This window comes from Tenacibaculum sp. TB-56, from assembly GCF_059716275.2.
This window is the reverse complement of record NZ_CM201367.1, coordinates 535,330-555,289: the sequence shown is the minus strand read 5'-3', so window position 1 is coordinate 555,289 and position 19,960 is coordinate 535,330. Positions and strand designations below refer to the sequence as shown.

General features: G+C 32.5%; 15 protein-coding genes and 1 riboswitch. Of the genes, 8 read left to right on the top strand and 7 right to left on the bottom strand.

Going from position 1 to position 19,960, the window contains the following annotated elements:
- Positions 1–38: 38 nt before the first annotated feature.
- The gene (locus tag AC3VI6_RS02650) at positions 39–2,939 is read right to left on the bottom strand and encodes a tetratricopeptide repeat protein (protein ID WP_497705069.1); all 2,901 of its coding nucleotides are present in this window, start codon (positions 2,937–2,939) and stop codon (positions 39–41) included.
- 246 nt (positions 2,940–3,185) lie between these two features.
- On the opposite strand from AC3VI6_RS02650, the gene AC3VI6_RS02645 reads away from it, so the two are divergent.
- Positions 3,186–3,869 (top strand): cell division ATP-binding protein FtsE, encoded by a 684-nt coding sequence (locus AC3VI6_RS02645; RefSeq protein WP_298998546.1) that lies wholly within the window; start codon positions 3,186–3,188, stop codon positions 3,867–3,869.
- 206 nt (positions 3,870–4,075) lie between these two features.
- On the opposite strand, the gene mdh is transcribed toward AC3VI6_RS02645, so the two are convergent.
- The 6 genes from mdh to asnB form a co-directional block, all read right to left on the bottom strand.
- On the bottom strand, positions 4,076–5,002 hold the full coding sequence (gene mdh, locus AC3VI6_RS02640) for a malate dehydrogenase (protein WP_497705068.1): 927 nt from the start codon (positions 5,000–5,002) through the stop codon (positions 4,076–4,078).
- A 147-nt stretch (positions 5,003–5,149) separates the two neighbouring features.
- Positions 5,150–6,175, bottom strand: a complete 1,026-nt coding sequence (locus tag AC3VI6_RS02635) for a DUF6588 family protein (RefSeq protein WP_497705067.1) — start codon at positions 6,173–6,175, stop codon at positions 5,150–5,152.
- 88 nt (positions 6,176–6,263) lie between these two features.
- Positions 6,264–8,201, bottom strand: a complete 1,938-nt coding sequence (gyrB, locus tag AC3VI6_RS02630; protein ID WP_497705066.1) for a DNA topoisomerase (ATP-hydrolyzing) subunit B — start codon at positions 8,199–8,201, stop codon at positions 6,264–6,266.
- Positions 8,202–8,503: 302 nt separating this feature from the next.
- A complete protein-coding gene (locus AC3VI6_RS02625; RefSeq protein WP_497705065.1) occupies positions 8,504–9,613 on the bottom strand; it encodes a helix-turn-helix domain-containing protein in 1,110 nt (369 codons plus the stop codon).
- A gap of 166 nt (positions 9,614–9,779) precedes the next feature.
- Positions 9,780–10,307 carry a hypothetical protein gene (locus tag AC3VI6_RS02620; RefSeq protein ID WP_274634743.1) on the bottom strand — a complete coding sequence of 176 codons (528 nt, stop codon included), beginning with the start codon at positions 10,305–10,307 and terminating at the stop codon, positions 9,780–9,782.
- A gap of 239 nt (positions 10,308–10,546) precedes the next feature.
- Entirely contained in the window at positions 10,547–12,208 is a 1,662-nt protein-coding gene (asnB, locus tag AC3VI6_RS02615; protein ID WP_497705064.1) for an asparagine synthase B, read from the bottom strand.
- A gap of 251 nt (positions 12,209–12,459) precedes the next feature.
- A riboswitch (cobalamin riboswitch) is annotated at positions 12,460–12,657 on the top strand.
- A gap of 144 nt (positions 12,658–12,801) precedes the next feature.
- Between asnB and AC3VI6_RS02610 the strand changes: the two genes are divergently transcribed.
- The 7 genes from AC3VI6_RS02610 (at position 12,802) to trpB (ending at position 19,934) form a co-directional block, all read left to right on the top strand.
- Positions 12,802–13,830, top strand: a complete 1,029-nt coding sequence (locus AC3VI6_RS02610) for a hypothetical protein (RefSeq protein ID WP_497705063.1) — start codon at positions 12,802–12,804, stop codon at positions 13,828–13,830.
- 218 nt (positions 13,831–14,048) lie between these two features.
- Positions 14,049–15,440: an anthranilate synthase component I family protein gene (locus AC3VI6_RS02605; protein ID WP_497705062.1), complete on the top strand. Its 1,392-nt coding sequence runs from the start codon at positions 14,049–14,051 to the stop codon at positions 15,438–15,440.
- An 89-nt stretch (positions 15,441–15,529) separates the two neighbouring features.
- Positions 15,530–16,123 carry an anthranilate synthase component II gene (locus tag AC3VI6_RS02600; protein ID WP_497705061.1) on the top strand — a complete coding sequence of 198 codons (594 nt, stop codon included), beginning with the start codon at positions 15,530–15,532 and terminating at the stop codon, positions 16,121–16,123.
- Between the two features lie 10 nt (positions 16,124–16,133).
- Positions 16,134–17,126 (top strand): anthranilate phosphoribosyltransferase, encoded by a 993-nt coding sequence (trpD, locus tag AC3VI6_RS02595; protein ID WP_497705060.1) that lies wholly within the window; start codon positions 16,134–16,136, stop codon positions 17,124–17,126.
- A 33-nt stretch (positions 17,127–17,159) separates the two neighbouring features.
- Positions 17,160–17,948, top strand: coding sequence for an indole-3-glycerol phosphate synthase TrpC (trpC, locus tag AC3VI6_RS02590; RefSeq protein WP_497705059.1), 789 nt, complete (start codon positions 17,160–17,162; stop codon positions 17,946–17,948).
- A gap of 131 nt (positions 17,949–18,079) precedes the next feature.
- On the top strand, positions 18,080–18,754 hold the full coding sequence (locus AC3VI6_RS02585) for a phosphoribosylanthranilate isomerase (protein WP_497705058.1): 675 nt from the start codon (positions 18,080–18,082) through the stop codon (positions 18,752–18,754).
- Between the two features lie 4 nt (positions 18,755–18,758).
- The gene (trpB, locus tag AC3VI6_RS02580) at positions 18,759–19,934 is read left to right on the top strand and encodes a tryptophan synthase subunit beta (protein ID WP_497705057.1); all 1,176 of its coding nucleotides are present in this window, start codon (positions 18,759–18,761) and stop codon (positions 19,932–19,934) included.
- Positions 19,935–19,960: the final 26 nt, after the last annotated feature.

Genomic DNA, 19,960 nt, shown 5'->3' with positions numbered 1-19,960 from the left:
GATCTAATCATTTAACTTTCGTTTGTTATTAACAAATTTTAGTTTTGGGTAGTTACTGATTCGTTTGTTTTGGCTTCTTTGTTTTTAATGGTACGAAGTTCATTTTTAGCCTCTTCAATTACATCTTTATACTGAGTAAAGTTTTTAATAATATTCTCTAAGATGTAAGTTGCTTGGTACGCATCTTTTAAAGCATAATAGTTCTTCGCCATGATTATATAGCTTTTTACTCCCCAATATTTGTAAGAAGAATAATTAGCAATTAAGTCTTGAACAGCTTTGGTAGAAGCTTCGTATTCTTTGTTCTCATGTAAAAAGAAAGCATTGTAATATAAACACTCAGCTTTTAGCTCACCTGTAGCTTTTTTACTAGCTTCATTAAAGTATTCTTCGGCAGTTAAAAAGTCATTCTTTTTAAAAGAAGAGCGTGCTAAAATTATTTTTGCGTCTTCAGCAATATTAGTGTCAACCTTACCTGTAGTTAATACTTTTTCAGCATAGACGATTGCGTTAGCATAATCATTTTTGTTGTAATACCCTTTCATTAAATTACTTTGGGCAAAAATGATGTTTTGCGGATAGTTTGCGTCTTTCTCTAATTGTTGAAGTACTAAAATACCATTATTCCAATCTTGTTTTTCTAAATAGATATTAGCAAGTTTTGTTAATGATTCCTCTGTAAATTCATTCTTGTTTTGTTTTGAAACATAAGAGTAATGAGGAATTGCTTCATCAAATTGCTTAGTATTGTTATAGGCTTGTGCCAAATAAAAATGAGCTTTCAACACATTTATTCCGTTAGGGAATGATTGTAAATACTTGTTGAATCCTTCAATAGCTTTTGGATTGTTGTTTTCTAAGAATTTGTTCTCAGCAGATTGGTAAGTAGCATTGTCTAATTCGGCGTTGGTAACATTAGCAAAAGGTATGTTTTTAACCCAAGCAGCATATTCATCAACTTTTCCTAAATCGATATATACATTTTTGATGTTCATAACCGCTTGTCTTGCTTCGTTAGAGGTTGGATGTTTTGCAACTACTTCCTTATATTTTTCAATAGCTTTTCTATTGTTATTACTACCGTAGTATAACAGACCTTGACGTAATAATACATTAGGAACGTAATTACTTGTAGGATAATTCGCTAATAAACGCTCATAGGTTTTTTGAGCTTTTGAGGTATTGTTTGTAGTAGTATATGTAGTAGCTAATTGGAATAAAGCATCATCTTTAAGCTGAGATTCGCTATACTCATTAATCAGTGTTTCTAGATCTTGAATTTTAACATCGTTTTTACCTAAGAAACCATTACTCATTGCTGTTTGATATTGTGCATAATCGGCACCAACACCACCTTCTTGAATTACTTTGTTATACGCTTTTATAGCATTTGAATAACTTTTTGAAGCATAAAATGAATCTCCTAAACGGTTAGAAGCATCATCATTCAAATCGTTATCATCTACATTTTGATCTAGAAATTGCTGAAAGTATTTCGCTGCATTTGGATAACTTTTTAACTTGAAGTTCGTGTATCCAATTTGATAATTAAGCATTTTAGCTTCTTCTATGTCTTTATTGGTAACAGAAAGGAAGCTTTCTAAAGCTTTTTGATAGTTGCCCAAAGAGTATTCAGTTTCAGCTAACCAATAAGCCCCTTTGTTACTTACAGTTGGGTTTTCTGATTGTGTAGCACTAGTAAAATACGATTTAGCCTCGGCAATTTTATTTTCATTAAATAACTGAATACCTCTGTATAACGACACTTCATTAATAATACTTTTACTTTCAGGAGTTTCAGAAGTGCTTAAAAAGTCTAAAGCACCTTGATAGTCTTGTTGGTGTAAGTATGAAGTAACTAATAAATTACTAATTTCAGCTGTATTGGGTGACGTAGGATATTTAGTTAAAAATCCTTTTAAAACATCAGGAACACTTTCGTAAGGGTTACCTTCTTCATAACTCAATTTAGCATAGTTTAACGAAGCGCTTTCTGTTATTTTAGCATCAAAATCCATTTCACTAGCATTTTTAAATGCATTTAAAGCTTCTAGCTTTTTATCTAACTCTAAATAACATTCCGCTAAATGATAGTAAGCATTTTGCGCTACTTTGTTGTTTCCTCCAATAATTTTGTTGAAGTTGCTAATAGCAGTTTCGTAATCTTTTTGTTGATAATAAGCATATCCTAAGTAATAATAGTCCGTATTCGTCCAACGACCATTTTTACCTTTGTATTCTGTTAAGTAAGGAATTGCTTTGTCATATTTTTTAAGGTTGAAATAACTTTCACCTACTATTTTAGAAATTTCAGAAACCTCTTTTTTATCTTGAGTAGTTTCTAATAATTTTTCTCCAATTTGAATTGATTTATCAAACCTTCCAGCTTTAAAACTAATATCTAAAATGTAATAATTTGCTTTAGCTTGGTAGGTAGCGTCGTTGGCTAATTGACTTAAATTGTCTTCAGCTTCTCCAAAGTTTTCTTGTTTGTAAGCAATAAAACCGTAGTAATAACGAGCGTCATTACCGTAAATAGGATTCCCTAATAACGTTTGAAAACGAGATTTAGCATCTTTTAAATAATTAGAAACTAAAAGTGCATATCCCATTTTATAGTTCAACTCGTCTCTTTCTTCTGGACTCAGTAACTTTTCATTTACTTTTTGATACCATTTTAAAGAATGCGCTGCCTTTCTGTTAGCAAAATAATAGTTACCTACATTTAAGTAAGCTTTTTCTTTTTTGTTATTGTAAGGATAATTTTCAACAAATTGAATAACTCTATTGTCGGCATCATCTTGTTGTAGTTTTATAGCGCACATCGCATCATAATAATCAGCATCTGCCTTTAGGTTATGATGTTCTTCTGAATTATGTGAAATCTTTCTGAAAATTTCTTGAGATGCAGCGTATGCTTTATTATTATACAAACGCATTGCTTTATGAAAATCGGCATTTGAATGACTATTTATAGCCGATTCTTGCGCCGTTATTATCGTTGTAAAGGTTAAAAAAAGAAATAAAAAGCAGCTTTTTTTGAAACAATTAACTCTCATATTTTTTAGTTATCTAGAAACTATAACGTTAGTTTTTTATTTTTGTTGGGAGACATTTTATCAAAAGTAAGAAATGTTACAGAATTACGTTATAAAATTTTAGATTTGTAAAAAAACATATACTCCATGGAAAATCCTGTTTTACACCTTGAAAATGCTGATATTTATCAACAAGACAATTTAGTGCTGTCAAAAGTAAATTTTACGTTGAATAAAGGTGATTTTTATTACTTAATTGGAAAAACAGGAAGTGGTAAAAGTAGTTTGTTAAAAACCTTGTACGGAGATTTACGTTTGCAACGTGGTTTAGGTAATATTGTTGATTTTGACTTAAAGAAGATAAAGGAAAAAGACATTCCGTTTTTAAGAAGAAAACTAGGAATCGTTTTCCAAGATTTTAAATTGTTGAATGACAGAAGTGTTTTTGAAAACTTAGAGTTTGTTTTAAAAGCTACAGGTTGGAAAGATAAAACCGAGATGAAAAACAAAATTAATGAGGTTTTAGACAAAGTAGGGATGAAGGAAAAATACTACAAACAAACCTTCGAACTTTCAGGTGGAGAACAGCAACGTGTAGCAATAGCAAGAGCGTTATTAAATGATCCTGAATTAATATTAGCAGATGAGCCTACTGGAAACTTAGATCCGAAAACTTCATTAGAGGTAATGGAGTTGTTGAATGAGATTCATCAAAGTGGAAAAACGATTTTGATGGCAACTCACGATTATCAATTAATTGTAAAGTTTAAACAGAAAGTGATTAAGTGTGAAGGCGGAGAGTTGTTTGAAGTAGTTCAGCAAGCGGTATAGTGTAAAAAAACAAACCCACTTCAAAAGAATGAAGTGGGAAAATTGCTATGAAAAACTATGAAAAGAAACACTACTAATGTTTCTCTACTATAAAGACGTTTAGATTCTGAAAATCTTACATTAGCGTAATAACTTTAACATTTTTTTATAAAAAAATCCTGAACAAAAACTGCTCAGGACTTTTAAAATTATGTGCTTTTAACTTCTTAGAAAGTTAATGCAGCGTTGTTGTTTTTAACCGCTTCAGCTGAAGAAGTTAAAGCTTCTTTTTCTTCAGTACTTAAGTTGATTTCAACGATTTTTTCAATTCCGTTTTTACCTAATACAGCTGGTACACCAATACATAAACCAGATAAACCGTATTCTCCTTCTAATAAAGCTGAACAAGGGAAAATCTTTTTTGTATCACAAGCAATTGCTTGTACCATTCCAGATACAGCAGCACCAGGAGCATACCAAGCAGAAGTACCTAATAAACCTGTTAAAGTAGCACCACCAACTTTAGTATCTTGTTTTACTTGTTCTAATCTTTCTTCTGATAAGAATTCAGATACAGGAACAGAGTTACGAGTAGCTAAACGAGTTAAAGGCACCATTCCTTTGTCAGAGTGACCACCGATAACCATTCCGTCAACATCAGAAATAGGAGCTTCTAAAGCTTCAGCTAAACGATATTTGAAACGAGCAGAATCTAAAGCACCACCCATACCGATAATTCTGTTTTTAGGTAATCCAGTTGCTTTGTGTACTAAATAAGTCATAGTATCCATTGGATTAGATACAACGATGATAATTGTGTTTGGAGATTGCTCTACTAAACTAGCAGCTACTGTTTTTACGATACCAGCATTGATTCCTAATAACTCATCACGAGACATTCCCGGTTTACGAGCAATTCCTGAAGTAATTACACAGATATCAGAACCAGCAGTTTTGCTATAATCTCCTGTAGTTCCAGTAATTTTAGTGTCAAAACCATTTAAAGAAGCAGTTTGCATTAAGTCCATTGCTTTACCTTCAGCAAAACCTTCTTTAATATCAACTAAAACAACTTCAGAAGCGAAATTTTTAATAGCAATGTACTCAGCACAACTTGCACCTACAGCACCTGCTCCTACAACTGTTACTTTCATTTTATATGTATTTTTTTGTAATTAATATGTTTATAAGTGCGTATTACGCACAAGATGCACAAAAATAGGTATTTGGCTATGGATATAAAAGAAAAACCCGTTGATATTTCAACGGGTTTTTATGTAGTATATATTTTAAGAAATATTTTATCTAAAACTAAACGCAATACCTGCATTTACAGAGTTGTATTCTTGTAGGGTATAACTTCCGAAGATTTTAAAGAAACCTAAGCTTAAACGAGCACCTAAGGTCGTGTTAAAACCACCAGCATTATTTTTAAGTTTTAGAGGATCAGTTATAGTCTCTTGAACTGTTGGTTGAAGAGGGTTACCAGTTTCGTATGTTAATGTGTAGTCTCCTAACATATTTAACTTTGTACTACCACCATTGTAACCTACACCTCCATAGATGTTAATTACAGGAAAGTTTAACGAAGCGATTGCCTGAACGGTGTACGAGTTTAATTTGAACTCAGCTGATGCATCTCTGGTAGAAACTTCTCCATCAACATTACCAATAGTATAATCTACATTCATATTTGTATAACCAGCTAATAAAGAAACATGCAAAGGAGTTTTATCCATTGGACCAAACCAATCGGTAATTTCTTTCTTTACACCAATACCAAATAAACCTCCTTTTACATCGTCAGAACCTACTTGAGGTACGTATCTAACCATTGCTTCAAGTTTAAAAGGAAGTCCAACACCTACTTGAATAGATGGTGCAGGAACAGCGTTTGCAGGTAGGTCTTCTTTAATACCTTCTGGCATGGTAAAGTTAGCTTCAACAGTTTCTCCCTCAATGGTGGTTGTGTAAGTTAATTCAGCAGGAGCCATTGAATTGCTACCAGCAACTGTAGCTGTAGTGTTTTGGTTGTAAGTTGTGTTGCTCGATAAACCTAGTTTGGTTAAATTAAAAATTTCATCCTTTTCAGGGATAAAAGAAAGGTTTGCGCCAATTGTAATATCGAAACCAAATTTTTTGTGAACTTTAGCCGTGTGATACCAACCATTATTCATGCTGTAAATGAATCCTTTCATAGCAGGATCTAAATAAGCGTTTGTTAATTTGCTAGCGTCATCTTTGGCTAGTAAGAGAGTTTCTAATTCCTGAGCTTTAACACTAAAGCTTACCATTAAAGTTAAAAGTGGTAAAAGAATTTTTTTCATAATTGTAGGTTTTTTTAACGGGGTAAAAATATAAAATAAAAAAAAGCCCAATAATTTTATTGGGCTTTTTTATAGTTAAGAAATTGGTTTAAGCATCAATATTTGCATATTTAGCATTTTTTTCAATGAAATCTCTACGAGGCGGAACTTCATCTCCCATTAACATAGAGAAAATTCTATCAGCTTCAGTTAAATTATCAATAGTTACTTGTCGTAAGGTTCTGAATTCAGGATTCATAGTTGTATCCCATAATTGTTCAGCGTTCATCTCTCCAAGACCTTTATAACGTTGAATAGAAACTCCACCACCCATTTTTTGAGCGATTAAGTCACGTTGGTTATCATCCCAAGCGTACTCACGCTTTTGTCCTTTTTTAACTAAATATAAAGGAGGAGTAGCAATATAAATATATCCTTGTTCAACCATTTCACGCATGTAACGGAAGAAGAATGTTAGAATTAAAGTAGCAATGTGAGATCCATCAACATCGGCATCACACATAATAACTACTTTATGATAACGTAATTTTGATAAGTTTAACTCACGCGGGTCGTCTTCTGTACCGATAGAAACACCAAGTGCTGTAAACATATTTTTGATTTCTTCATTTTCAAAAACTTTGTGCTGCATTGCTTTTTCTACGTTTAAGATTTTACCTCTTAATGGAAGAATAGCTTGGAAATTACGATCACGACCTTGTTTTGCAGTACCACCTGCCGAATCACCCTCTACTAAGAAGATTTCGCATTCTGCAGGATCTGTTTCTGAACAGTCAGATAATTTACCAGGTAAACCACCAATACTCATCACAGTTTTACGTTGCACCATTTCGCGAGCTTTACGAGCTGCGTGACGTGCTTGTGCTGCTAAAATTACTTTTTGTACAATGGTTTTAGCATCATTCGGATTTTCCTCTAAGTAATCTGTTAACATTTCAGATACTGCTTGTGATACAGCTGAAGTTACTTCACGGTTACCTAATTTGGTTTTAGTTTGTCCTTCGAACTGAGGTTCAGCAACTTTTACCGATACTATGGCAGTTAATCCTTCACGGAAATCATCTCCTGAAATCTCAAATTTTACATTTTTAAGCAAACCAGAATCATCCGCATACTTTTTTAAAGTATTTGTTAATCCACGACGGAAACCAGATAAGTGGGTACCTCCTTCGTGTGTGTTGATGTTGTTTACATAAGAGTGTAGATTTTCAGCATACGAATCGTTGTATACCATTGCTACTTCAACAGGAATTCCGTTTTTCTCTCCTTCCATAGCAATTACATCTTGAATAATTTGTGTTCTTGTTCCGTCTAAGAACTTTACAAATTCTGATAAACCTTCTGTAGAATGGAAAACTTCTGAAATGTCATTTCCTTCATCATCTTGTTCACGTTTATCGGTAAGTGTAATGGTAATACCTTTGTTTAAGTATGCTAATTCGCGCATACGAGTAGCTAAGGTATCATAATTGTACACGATGGTTTGCTGAAAGATAGATCTGTCAGGTAAAAAGGTAACTTCAGTACCCGTAATATCAGTTTCACCAATAGTTTTTACAGGGTATAACGATTTACCGCGTTCGTATTCTTGTTGCCAAACTTTTCCTTCTCTGTATACGGTTGCTTTTAAGTGATCAGAAAGTGCGTTAACACACGATACTCCAACCCCGTGTAAACCTCCAGATACTTTATATGAATCTTTGTCAAACTTACCACCAGCACCAATTTTGGTCATTACAACTTCAAGAGCAGAGACACCTTCTTTTTTATGTAAACCAACAGGAATACCACGACCGTTATCGCGAACAGTAATAGAGTTATCTTCGTTAATATCTACCGAAATCGTATCACAATGCCCTGCTAAAGCTTCATCAATAGAGTTATCTACTACCTCGTATACTAAGTGGTGTAAACCACGTACACCAACATCACCAATATACATGGACGGACGCATACGTACGTGCTCCATTCCCTCTAGCGCTTGAATACTATCGGCAGAATAATTATGTTTTTTTTCTTCGCTCATTATCAAGTGAATTAAATTAAAGTTCTTTCATGAAAAAATCGCCCGAAAGCGACTTTTGTAGTCTTACAAATTTACGATTTTTTAACCTCAAAATAAAGTTTTTAAGCGTTTTTGAGTTAGAATTATTAACATTTGTTAAAAAGCTAAAAACGTGTTAAAACGCTTAAAAATGAGTTTAAACAGTGTGTTTTATGTTTTTGTACTTGATGCAGAAAGTAGACTTTAGAAAAGTGGCTTAAAAGTCATTTAATGAGTTGGGTTGAAAATGAATTTAGTAGTAAAAGAGTAAAAAAGGTTGCGTTTTAGATGTAAAACGGTATACTAAACTCTTGTTGTTGTTTTAATAAAGTTGTAGGAGAAATTCCATATTCCTTTTTAAAACAATTTGAAAAATAAGAAGAGCTGCTAAAGCCAACATCTATAGAGGTTTGATTAATGTCTGATATGCCATCTGTAATTGAATTGACAGATTTTATAAGTCTGAATTCTTTTAATATTTGATTGATAGATTTTCCTGTAATTGCTTTACAATTTCTATATAGTTTGGTTTTACACATCATCATTAATGAAGCAATGTTAGGGATATTAAAATGAGGGTTTTGATAATTTTTTGAGATTACATCTAGTAAAGAATGTAAAAAGTTTTCAGTTTCGGGGTTTAGTTTTAAGTAGGCATTGTTTTGCTTACAATCTATATGTTCTGAATAAGTGTTTAAATTTTCTATTTGTGATGAAATAATAAGTTGTTTTTTTGTTTTTAGAAAATAAAGAAATTCAATTAGTCTATTAATATTTGCAGTAGAAGCAATGCTTACTTGGTTGTTTTTGTTAGGAAAAAGTATAATTTTAATAGGAAAACAATCGATTCTTTTATAGAGCTTTTTTTGAATAGCAATAGAGCAGTCAATTGCTTTTTTATAAGAAGTAAAAGAGGCTAAAAAACCTTCTTCTTTGGTTTTAATTTGATAGCCTTCGTAAGAGTTAATTAAGTTTTCAATAATTGTTTTTTTATATAATAAAACATTTTTAGCGTTACTTTCTTGAAGTTTACATATTAGTGTTTTCTTATTAAATGTTTTTGCTAAAAATAGAATAGAATGTTTATTTGAATTGTAATGAGTTTCAGACTGTATTGTTTTAAGTTGTTGTTCTCTTTTTAAAAGCGCATAAGCTAAATGTCTATTAACCGAAGTAATTTTATAGGGTTGTATGTTTATAGATTTGTAATACAAGCTTTTTATAGACTTTTTATCGGTAGCTTTTATTAGAAAAAACACACTGTTTTTTTTGTAATCAACCCAACAATTAATGCATTTTTTGAAAAGTGTTAGTTGAAGTTTAGAATAAAAAGCAATAGCTAAGTCAACTGCTGTTTTATTCTTAGTTATATGTTGAATTAAATAAACAGACATATGTAAAGTTAACAAATGCTTAGTGTTCTTTTTGTTAACTTGCTGTTAAAGAGGTAAAAGCTTGTTTTTAATAAGGAGAAACCTTTAAATTAAAAAAACATATGGTAATGCTACCAAATGCTTTTTTAATTTTACCTTGTAAAGTCAAGTTTAAGTAGTTGTTAGTTTAGTGGATGTTTCCGTCGTAGTCTAGCTTTAAGTTTTTCTTATCCCCATCTTTTCTTATTTGAACTTTAAAGACTTGTTTAGCTTTCCTGTCATCTCTGTAGGTAACAAGAAATATGTCTTTATGTATAATCCATCCAGGATATTTGTTGTTAATAGCGTCTCTAACTGTTTTTGGAAGTAGAATGTTTTTATAACGCTCTATAGAACTCATGATTTTTCCGTTAGAATCATAAGTAGCAGTAATTAACCCTGAGGTTCCTCCTTCTTTTTTGGTCTTAAAAATAACTTCATAAGCCTCAAACTCTCTGTCGAATATAGGTAACTCTGTAATGTCATACCTAGCTGCTTCGTTTTGTAAGTTTACAACTAATTCAGGTGTGTCTTCATGTTGAACTTCTTTAAGATAACTTAAATTTAAAGGTTTAATGGTAACGGGTTCTAAAATAATGTTCTTTTGAACATCATTTTGGGAATAAACTAGGCTGGTAAGACCTAGAAAAAGTAAACCAAATACTAATTTTTTCATGGTGCTAAGTTTTATGGTTAAATAATTAATTAAGGAGTGTGAGCAATGGTTAATTTAAGGGTGTAACAAAATTAAGGACTAGGCTTAGATAGGAATATTAAAATTGTTCATTTTACTATTAAAAATGATTAAAGAGGAAGTTTTAAAATAAGGTTTAACAAAGTATTAAGATTGGTAAAAAAGAAAAATCTCGCCTAAGCGAGATTTTTACACAACTAAAATTTAAACTAAGATATTTCTTAGTAAGCGTCTTCGTGTACAGCTTTAATAGCTCTACCTGAAGGTTCGTTTTGGTTTTGAAAGCTTTCATCCCAAGCTAGTGCTGTAGGGGTGCTACATGCAATAGATGGTACTGAAGGTACCGTTAAAGCAGCAGCCTCGCTAGGGAAATGCTCTTCGAAAATTGAACGGTAGTAATATTCTTCTTTTGCTCTAGGTGTTTGAGTAGGGAAACGGTGTGCAGCGTTTTCCATCATTTCATCGGTAACGGCGGTTTCAACTACTTGTTTTAAAGTATCAATCCAGTTATAGCCAACTCCGTCAGAGAATTGTTCTTTTTGTCTCCAAGCTACTTCTTTTGGTAAATAACTTTCAAAGGCTTTACGTAATACCCATTTTTCCATACGTTCTCCGTTGATCATTTTGTCTTCAGGGTTAATACGCATTGCAACATCCATAAATTCTTTATCTAAGAACGGAACACGTCCTTCAATTCCCCAAGCCATTAAACTTTTGTTGGCACGTAAACAATCGTACTGATATAACTTATCTAATTTTCGTACTGTTTCTTTATGGAATTCTTCAGCATCTGGTGCTTTGTGGAAGTATAAATAACCTCCAAAAAGTTCGTCAGCGCCTTCACCAGATAAGACCATTTTTATTCCCATTGATTTAATTACACGAGCCATTAAATACATAGGCGTAGAAGCGCGAACAGTAGTGATGTCATAAGTTTCTAAGTTGTAGATTACATCTTTTATAGCATCCAACCCTTCTTGAATGGTAAAGGTAATTTCATGATGAATAGTGCCTATATGTTCTGATACCTTTTTTGCAGCAGCCAAATCAGGAGATCCGTCTAATCCCACAGAAAATGAATGTAGTTGCGGATACCATGCAGCATCTTTATCATCTGATTCTATACGTTTAGCAGCATATTTTTTAGCAATAGCTGAGGTGATAGAAGAATCTAGTCCTCCAGATAATAAAACTCCGTAAGGTACATCACTCATTAATTGACGGTGAACTGCGGCTTCTAAAGCATCACGTACTTCATCAATAGATGTTTGGTTATCTTTAACAGCTTCATACTCCATCCAATCACGAGAATACCATCTTTGTAATCCATCTTCACGAGTGTAATAATGTCCAGGAGGAAAAACTTCAATTTTGTTACAAACTCCCTCTAAAGCTTTAAGCTCAGAAGCAACATAAAAAGTTCCGTGTTTATCCCATCCCATATATAAAGGAATGATTCCCATATGGTCACGAGCTACTAAATATTCGTCGGTCATAGAGTCGTATACTGCAAAACCGAAAATTCCGTTTAGGTCGTCTAAAAACTCAACACCTTTTTCTTTGTATAAAGCTAAGATAACTTCGCAATCAGATTGTGTTAAGAATTCGTGTTGTTGTTTTAACTGTTTTCTAATCTCTTTGTGGTTGTATATTTCTCCATTAGCAGCTAACACAAATCTACGGTCGTAACTAAATAGAGGTTGTTGTCCTGAAGCAGGATCAACAATAGCTAGTCGCTCGTGAGCCATTATTGCTTTTTCATCACTATAAATACCACTCCAATCTGGACCTCTATGACGAACTTTTTTAGCCATTTCTAAAATTTGAGGTCTTAATATATCTGAAGGTTGTTTTAAATCAAACGCACATACAATTCCACACATAATTTCTGTTTTTAATTAATTATTGCAATGCAAATAAACTAATCATGTTGTTTTGTGTAAATGATATTTTTATTTTCAGTTTTAATTTTAAACTTAAAACTAAAAAATAAGGGTTATTTGTAATTGTTTTTTAAGATAAAAGTTATTGTTGTTTGATTTTTTTAGCAAAAGGTTGATGTGTATAAAGTTAGGTTGAAGAAGTAAGACAGATACAGATTATTATTGTTAAAGTTTATGATTCTTTAGCTAGACTAAAATATATTTGCCGCGGTTTTTCTTTGAAGAAAAGAAAATTAAAAGGGAATTAGGTGAAAATCCTAAACTGTACCCGCAACTGTAAGCTACGTCTATTTTAAGTAGATACTTATTATTTCTTACACCACTGTTTTTTTACGGGAAGGTAGTAATAAGATGTTAGTCAGGAGACCTGCCAAAATTTTATTTGTTGTTGTCCTTTCGGGATTAAGAGGATGAACAATAATACACACAAGCATTTAAAAAGTTTAATGTTTGGAAGTGTTTTTATTTTCTGAAATTTTAAATTAATTATAAAGATGATACGTATATACAGTATTGCATTGTTATGTCTATTTATGACATTTTTTTCTTGTTCAAGTGATTCAACAGAACATGAACCAACTCCAATTTATGATAATTCTTTTATTGTAGGTTATGAAGGTGAAGGAACAGTAATTGGGCACTTAGATGAAGATCAGATTTATACACCTAATGTGTATGAATCGTTAAATAAAAACACAATTTCTTTTTCAGAATATGAAAGCAAACTATTTACAGTATCACAATCAGGTCCTGATTTTGTTACAAAATTTGATTTGCAAAATTTAGCTGTAGAAAAAGTAGTAACAACTTCCGCAGTTACTGATCCTTCGTATTTAACAATGTTTTCTGAAACTGAAGGGTTAATGATTTCAACTGCTGGAAGTGGAAGAAGCAAAACATACAGTTTGTCATTTTTCAATATAAATGAAGGCATAAAAGATAAAATAGAAGGAATTTCAGATAAGGTATTGTTTTCTAAGTCGGGACTTTTAGTAGATGGTGAAAATATGTTAATTGCTGACGATAAAGAGTTGAAAGTATTAAACCTTAAAGATAGGTCATTAAAAACAGCAGTAACATTTGAAGATGTTATTTCAGGAATTTTAAAAGATAAGAACAACCAAATTTGGGTTGGAACTGAAAAAAGAGTAGGAGAAAAAGCACAATTTGTAAGTCTTGCTAATGATTATTCTGTAGCAGAAACAGTTACTCTAGATGGGGTTAATTTGTATAAAACAAGCATGCTTACAATGAACTCTTCAAGTAATACTATTTATTGGGTTGAGGTGAATACAGGTTCAATTCATCGGTTTAATACAGAGAGTAAAGAAGCAACAGAGTTTGTAAACCCGATGATGGATGGAGTGATGCTTACTACCATCGTAAGAGAGCATCCTACAACAGGAAAAATATATGTTTTAGGAGCAGAAGATTTTTTTGATACAGATAAAAGTATGTTAGTAATTTATAACGATGATACTTCTGTTTTTAAAACGGTAAAAGGAGTAGGGAATTCACCTATAGATATATTCTTTTCTAAAGAAGATTTTTCAATTAACTAATTTGCTTTTTGTTACGAGCTAATTTTTTTAATCTAAAAAAATTTGTCAATTCAAAATCACTTTATACATTTGTGCCATAATGATGAATCAACAATTAAATAACTGGTGGTGGAAAACTCATAACTTACGTTAGTGAGACCATCTTGTTATATCTATAATACAACGAAAAGGCTTATCTCATGATAAGCCTTTTTTGTTTTTATACATCAAAAACTAAAATGAAAAAAATAAAATTTAAAACGATAGCAAAAAAACAATTGGCAGATATGGTTACGCCAGTAAGTTTGTACTTAAGAACAAGAGATAAGTATGCAAATAGTTTGCTGTTAGAAAGTTCTGATTATCACAGTAAAGAAAATAGCTATTCATTTTTATGTATAGAACCTTTGGTGACAATTAAGGCAGAAAATGATGAACTGTTATTGTTTTATAAAAAAGAAGAAAAGAAAAGAGAATCTATACAAAGAGATTTTTATGAAAAGTTTGATGTATACAGTAATTTGATTGAAGTAGATTGTTCAGAAGAAATCAAATCATTCAACGGACTGTATGGGTACACCACTTTTGATGCGGTTCAATATTTTGAAACCATAAAGTTTAACTCAAAAAAATCGCCTTCTAATATCCCATTATTACAATACAGTTTTTTCCGATTTATTGTGGCTATCAATCATTTTAAAAATGAAATGATTTTGATAGAAAACATACCAGAAGGAGAAGAGTCTCGATTATCAGAAATTGAAAACTTGGTAAATTCTCAATCGTTTGCTCAATATGATTTTACTTTTCAAGGAGAAGAAACTTCTAACATTACAGATGAAGAATTTAAGCAGAATGTAGTAAAAGCAAAAGAACACTGCAAGAGAGGAGATGTTTTTCAGTTGGTGTTATCACGTCAATTTCAACAACAGTTTAGAGGGGATGAATTTAATGTGTATAGAGCTTTGCGTTCCATTAATCCGTCACCTTATTTATTCTATTTTGATTACGGAAGTTTTAAGTTGATGGGGTCTTCACCAGAAGCACAAATTAAAATTGATGAAGGTCAGGCAGTAATCAATCCAATTGCAGGAACTTTCAGAAGGACAGGAGATGATGAGAAAGATAGAAAGTTAGCGAAAGAGTTGGCGAATGATCCAAAGGAAAATGCAGAACATGTAATGCTGGTTGATTTAGCACGAAACGATTTAAGTAAACACGCCACTAACGTAACTGTGGAAACCTATAAAGAAGTACAGTATTTTAGTCATGTAATTCATTTGGTGTCAACAGTGACAGGAAAGATTACAGGAAATCCGATAGAAATTGTAGGAGATACGTTTCCTGCAGGAACATTAAGTGGAGCTCCAAAATACAAAGCCATGGAATTAATTGATACCTATGAAAATCAAACTCGTGGATTTTATGGTGGATGTGTAGGGTTTATCGGTTTAAACGGAAATGTAAATCAAGCCATTGCGATTCGTTCTTTTGTGAGTAAAAATAATACTTTGTTTTATCAAGCAGGAGCAGGAATTGTAATTAATTCAAAAGAAGAAAACGAACTACAAGAAGTAAATAACAAATTAGCAGCATTAAAAAAAGCATTAGTGTTAGCAGAAAACATATAAGTATAAAAGTTGAATGTTTATAAAGTAAAAAGTTGTAATTATATAAAACTTGATAAACTTTCAACATTCAAACTTTAAAAACTAACAACATGAACATACTAATTTTAGATAATTACGACTCATTTACCTACAATCTGGTACATTATGTAGAAGATATCACAGGAAAGTTACCTGATGTATATCGTAATGATGAAATTTCTGTTGAAGAAATTAAAAATTATGATGCTATTATTCTTTCGCCAGGACCAGGAATTCCTGATGAAGCAGGTATTTTAAAAGAAACCATAAAAACGTATGCAGGTAAAATTCCAATTTTTGGAGTCTGTTTAGGTTTGCAAGCAATTACTGAAGTTTTTGGAGGCGAGCTAGAAAATTTAAATGAGGTTTTTCACGGAGTTGCTACAGAAATGAAAGTAACTAAAAGCGATACAGTCACTTTTAAAGATATTCCAGAAACATTTGAAGCAGCTCGTTACCATTCGTGGATTGCTTCTCATACTAATTTTCCAGAGGAATTAGAGGTGACAGCAATTGATGAAGATGGAGGAATTATGGCATTACGTCATAAAGAGTTTGCCATTGAAGCAGTACAGTTTCATCCAGAAAGCATTTTAACTCCAGATGGAAAAAAGATGCTTCAGAATTTTATTGCTTTTGCCGAAAGCCAAAAGCCAAAAGCTTAAAGCCATTGACATGAAAAAAATACTAAACACCCTATTTGAACAAAAACGATTGACTAAAGAACAATCGAAAGAAGTATTGATAAACATCGCACAAGAAAAATACAATGCTTCACAAATAGCTGCATTTATTACCGTGTTTTTAATGCGTCCGGTTTCAGTAGATGAATTATCAGGATTTAGAGAAGCTTTGTTGGAGTTAGCGATTAAAGTAGATTTATCTGATTTTAATACCATTGATTTGTGTGGAACAGGAGGTGATGGAAAAAACACCTTCAACATTTCAACATTAACTTCATTTATTGTTGCAGGAACAGGGAATAAAGTTGCAAAACATGGAAATTATGGAGTTTCTTCAGCTTCAGGATCATCCAATATGTTGGAGTTTTTAGGGTACAACTTTACAAACGATGAGTCAACTTTAAAGCGTCAGTTAGACGAAGCAAACATTTGTTTTTTACACGCTCCGTTATTTCACCCAGCGATGAAGGTAGTAGCCCCAATCCGTAGAGAATTAGGAGTAAAAACATTTTTTAACATGCTAGGTCCTTTGGTAAATCCGAGTCAACCTCAAAATCAATTGGTAGGTGTGTTTAATTTAGAAGTGGCTAGAGTGTATAATTATATGTTGCAACAATCCAATACAAATTATGGAGTAGTACATGCATTAGACGGATATGATGAAATTTCATTAACAGGAGATTTTAAATTGTTTACTAAAGAAGCAGAGCAACAAGTTTCTCCATTTGATTTAGGACAAAAGCAAATTGCTCCATCCGATATTTTTGGGGGCAATACAGTTAAAGAAGCTGCCGAAATATTTGTAAATATTATAAATGGAAAAGGAACAGAAGCACAGAATAATGTTGTGTTGACAAATGCTGCCTTTGCCTTAAAAACTATTGATAAACATAAGAGTTTTGAAGTTGCTTTTGAAGAGGCAAAAGATTCGTTGTTAGGATTAAAAGCAAAAGAATGTTTACATTCTTTAATTACGAATAACTAATTCATAATTAAAAAATCATAATTTATAATTGAGATGACAATACTAGATAAAATCACTGAATTTAAAAAAAGGGAAGTAGCAAAAATAAAAGCTGAGGTTCCAGTTAAAAAATTAGTGGAAAGTCCGAATTTTAAAAGACAGCCAATTTCACTAAAAAAATCATTGTTGGATCCGTATTCAACAGGAATTATAGCAGAATTTAAACGTCAATCACCTTCTAAGGGAATTATCAACGATAAAGCTACGGTTTCTGAAGTTGTTGAAGGATATTTAGATGCTAACGTTGCAGCATTATCAATTTTAACAGATACCTCATTTTTTGGAGGTACCATGGCAGATTTGATGGAAGCAAGAACGATTAATGAGCAGAAACCTATTTTAAGAAAAGATTTTATTGTTGATGGATTTCAAATAGTAGAAGCCAAAGCTATTGGTGCTGATGTAATTTTACTAATAGCTACTTGCTTAACAGCACAAGAGTTAAAAAACTACGGACAATTAGCTCATGATTTAGGTTTAGAGGTATTGTATGAAGTGCATACCCAAGAGGATTTGGATAAGATAGGGAGTTTAGATAACAAGATTATAGGAATCAATAATCGTAACCTAAAAACATTTGAGGTTGACTTAGAAAATTCGATAGCATTAGCAAGTCAAATTCCTACAAGTGCGATAAAAGTTTCTGAAAGTGGAATTTCTAATCCAAGAATAATTACAGGGTTAAAAGAATACGATTTTCAAGGTTTTTTAATAGGAGAAAACTTTATGAAAACAGAAAATCCAGGTCAAGCATGTCAAGAGTTTATTAATCAAATACGATAAAAGCCCACCCCAACCCTCCCAAAGGGAGGGAGTATAAAGAAAAACAAGATATAATGAAAACTAAGTTAGGAGATAAGCATAAGAATCTACAGTGTCCCCCTTCGGGGGCTCGGGGGCTTAAAGTTTGTGGAATGAAGTTCATAGAAAATATTCAGCAAGTAGCTGAATTACAACCTGATTATTTAGGGTTTATTTTCTATGAAAAATCACCAAGAAATTTTGAAGGAATTATTCCTGATTTACCTAAAGGAATTAAGAAAGTTGGTGTTTTTGTTAATGAGTATGTAGAAATAGTAGTTTCATTGATAGAAGAATATAAACTGGATGCAATTCAGCTACATGGAGATGAAACTGTTGAGTATATCAAGCAACTAAAAGAAGGGCTACGTCAAGCTGATCTTGATTCAGCTTCTCATAAGAAGAATCCGAGACAAGTTAGGAATGATGTAGAAATTATTAAGGTGTTTGGTGTCAAAGATGAGTTCAATTTTGAAACCTTAAAACCTTATGAGGAAGTGGTTGATTACTTTTTGTTTGATACCAAAGGGAAAGAACGAGGTGGGAATGGAATAACATTCAATTGGCAAATTTTGGAAGATTATAATTCAACAAAACCTTACTTTTTAAGTGGAGGAATAGGTTTAGAAGAAATAGACGAATTACAATCGTTTTTTAAAAGAGAAGCCTCTCAATATTGTTACGCCATTGATGTAAATAGCAAGTTTGAGACAAAACCAGGAGTAAAATCAGTAGAAAAATTACAGAAGTTTAAGGCATTTTACCAAGAACTTACAGCTAAAAGCTAATCATATGAAATTTCAACCAGACAATAACGGTTATTATGGGCAATTTGGAGGAGCATTTATTCCTGAATTATTGTACCCAAACGTAAAAGAATTAGAAGATAATTATATACAAATTATAGAATCTGAAGAGTTTCAAACAGCATACAAAGACTTGTTGAAGCATTATGTAGGGCGTCCAAGTCCATTGTATTTAGCAAAGAGATTGTCAGAGAAATACGGGGCTACTATTTATTTAAAACGAGAGGATTTAAATCACACAGGAGCGCATAAGGTAAATAATACAATTGGTCAGATTTTGATAGCAAAACATTTAGGGAAAACCAAAATTATTGCTGAAACAGGTGCAGGACAGCATGGTGTGGCCACAGCAACGGTTTGTGCTTTAATGGATTTAGAGTGTATTGTTTTTATGGGAGAGACCGATATTAAACGTCAAGCACCAAATGTAGCTCGTATGAAAATGTTAGGTGCAAAAGTAGTGCCTGCTACTAGTGGTAGTAAAACACTAAAGGATGCTACGAATGAAGCAATTCGTTATTGGATTCAGCATCCAGACACCTATTATTTAATTGGTTCTGTGGTAGGGCCACATCCATATCCAGATATGGTAGCACGTTTACAAGCGGTTATTTCAGAAGAAATGAAAGTGCAGTTGAAAGAACAAACAGGCAAAGAAAATCCTGATACTATTATAGCCTGTGTAGGTGGAGGAAGTAATGCTGCAGGTGCTTTTTATCATTATTTAGATGAAGAGGAAGTTGAATTGATTGCGGTTGAAGCAGCAGGATTAGGAGTAGATTCAGGTGAAAGCGCGGCAACTTCTCAATTAGGAGAAGTAGGGGTAATCCACGGAAGTAAAACGATTTTAATGCAAGATGAATACGGGCAAATCGTAGAACCTTATTCAATTTCCGCAGGATTGGATTACCCAGGAGTGGGACCTTTACATGCCTATTTGCATGAAACGAAACGAGCAAAATTTATGAATGCTACGGATAAAGAAGCACTAGATGCTGCTTATCAATTGACAAAAATAGAAGGAATTATTCCTGCTTTAGAAAGTGCACATGCCTTGGCGGTATTACCAAAAATGGATTTACAAAATAATCAAGTAGTTGTAGTGAATTTATCAGGTAGAGGTGATAAAGATTTAGAAACGTATATTAAACATTTAAGCTAATAGAAAAAAAGAAAATCACTCGAACT

Bases quoted from the DNA above. Each gene is read 5' to 3' on its own strand.
- AC3VI6_RS02650 (WP_497705069.1), bottom strand. From the start codon at position 2,939: ATGCGTTTGTATAATAATAAAGCATACGCTGCATCTCAAGAAATTTTC.
- AC3VI6_RS02645 (WP_298998546.1), top strand. From the start codon at position 3,186: ATGGAAAATCCTGTTTTACACCTTGAAAATGCTGATATTTATCAACAA.
- mdh (WP_497705068.1), bottom strand. From the start codon at position 5,002: ATGAAAGTAACAGTTGTAGGAGCAGGTGCTGTAGGTGCAAGTTGTGCT.
- AC3VI6_RS02635 (WP_497705067.1), bottom strand. From the start codon at position 6,175: ATGAAAAAAATTCTTTTACCACTTTTAACTTTAATGGTAAGCTTTAGT.
- gyrB (WP_497705066.1), bottom strand. From the start codon at position 8,201: ATGAGCGAAGAAAAAAAACATAATTATTCTGCCGATAGTATTCAAGCG.
- AC3VI6_RS02625 (WP_497705065.1), bottom strand. From the start codon at position 9,613: ATGTCTGTTTATTTAATTCAACATATAACTAAGAATAAAACAGCAGTT.
- AC3VI6_RS02620 (WP_274634743.1), bottom strand. From the start codon at position 10,307: ATGAAAAAATTAGTATTTGGTTTACTTTTTCTAGGTCTTACCAGCCTA.
- asnB (WP_497705064.1), bottom strand. From the start codon at position 12,208: ATGTGTGGAATTGTATGTGCGTTTGATTTAAAACAACCTTCAGATATA.
- AC3VI6_RS02610 (WP_497705063.1), top strand. From the start codon at position 12,802: ATGACATTTTTTTCTTGTTCAAGTGATTCAACAGAACATGAACCAACT.
- AC3VI6_RS02605 (WP_497705062.1), top strand. From the start codon at position 14,049: ATGAAAAAAATAAAATTTAAAACGATAGCAAAAAAACAATTGGCAGAT.
- AC3VI6_RS02600 (WP_497705061.1), top strand. From the start codon at position 15,530: ATGAACATACTAATTTTAGATAATTACGACTCATTTACCTACAATCTG.
- trpD (WP_497705060.1), top strand. From the start codon at position 16,134: ATGAAAAAAATACTAAACACCCTATTTGAACAAAAACGATTGACTAAA.
- trpC (WP_497705059.1), top strand. From the start codon at position 17,160: ATGACAATACTAGATAAAATCACTGAATTTAAAAAAAGGGAAGTAGCA.
- AC3VI6_RS02585 (WP_497705058.1), top strand. From the start codon at position 18,080: ATGAAGTTCATAGAAAATATTCAGCAAGTAGCTGAATTACAACCTGAT.
- trpB (WP_497705057.1), top strand. From the start codon at position 18,759: ATGAAATTTCAACCAGACAATAACGGTTATTATGGGCAATTTGGAGGA.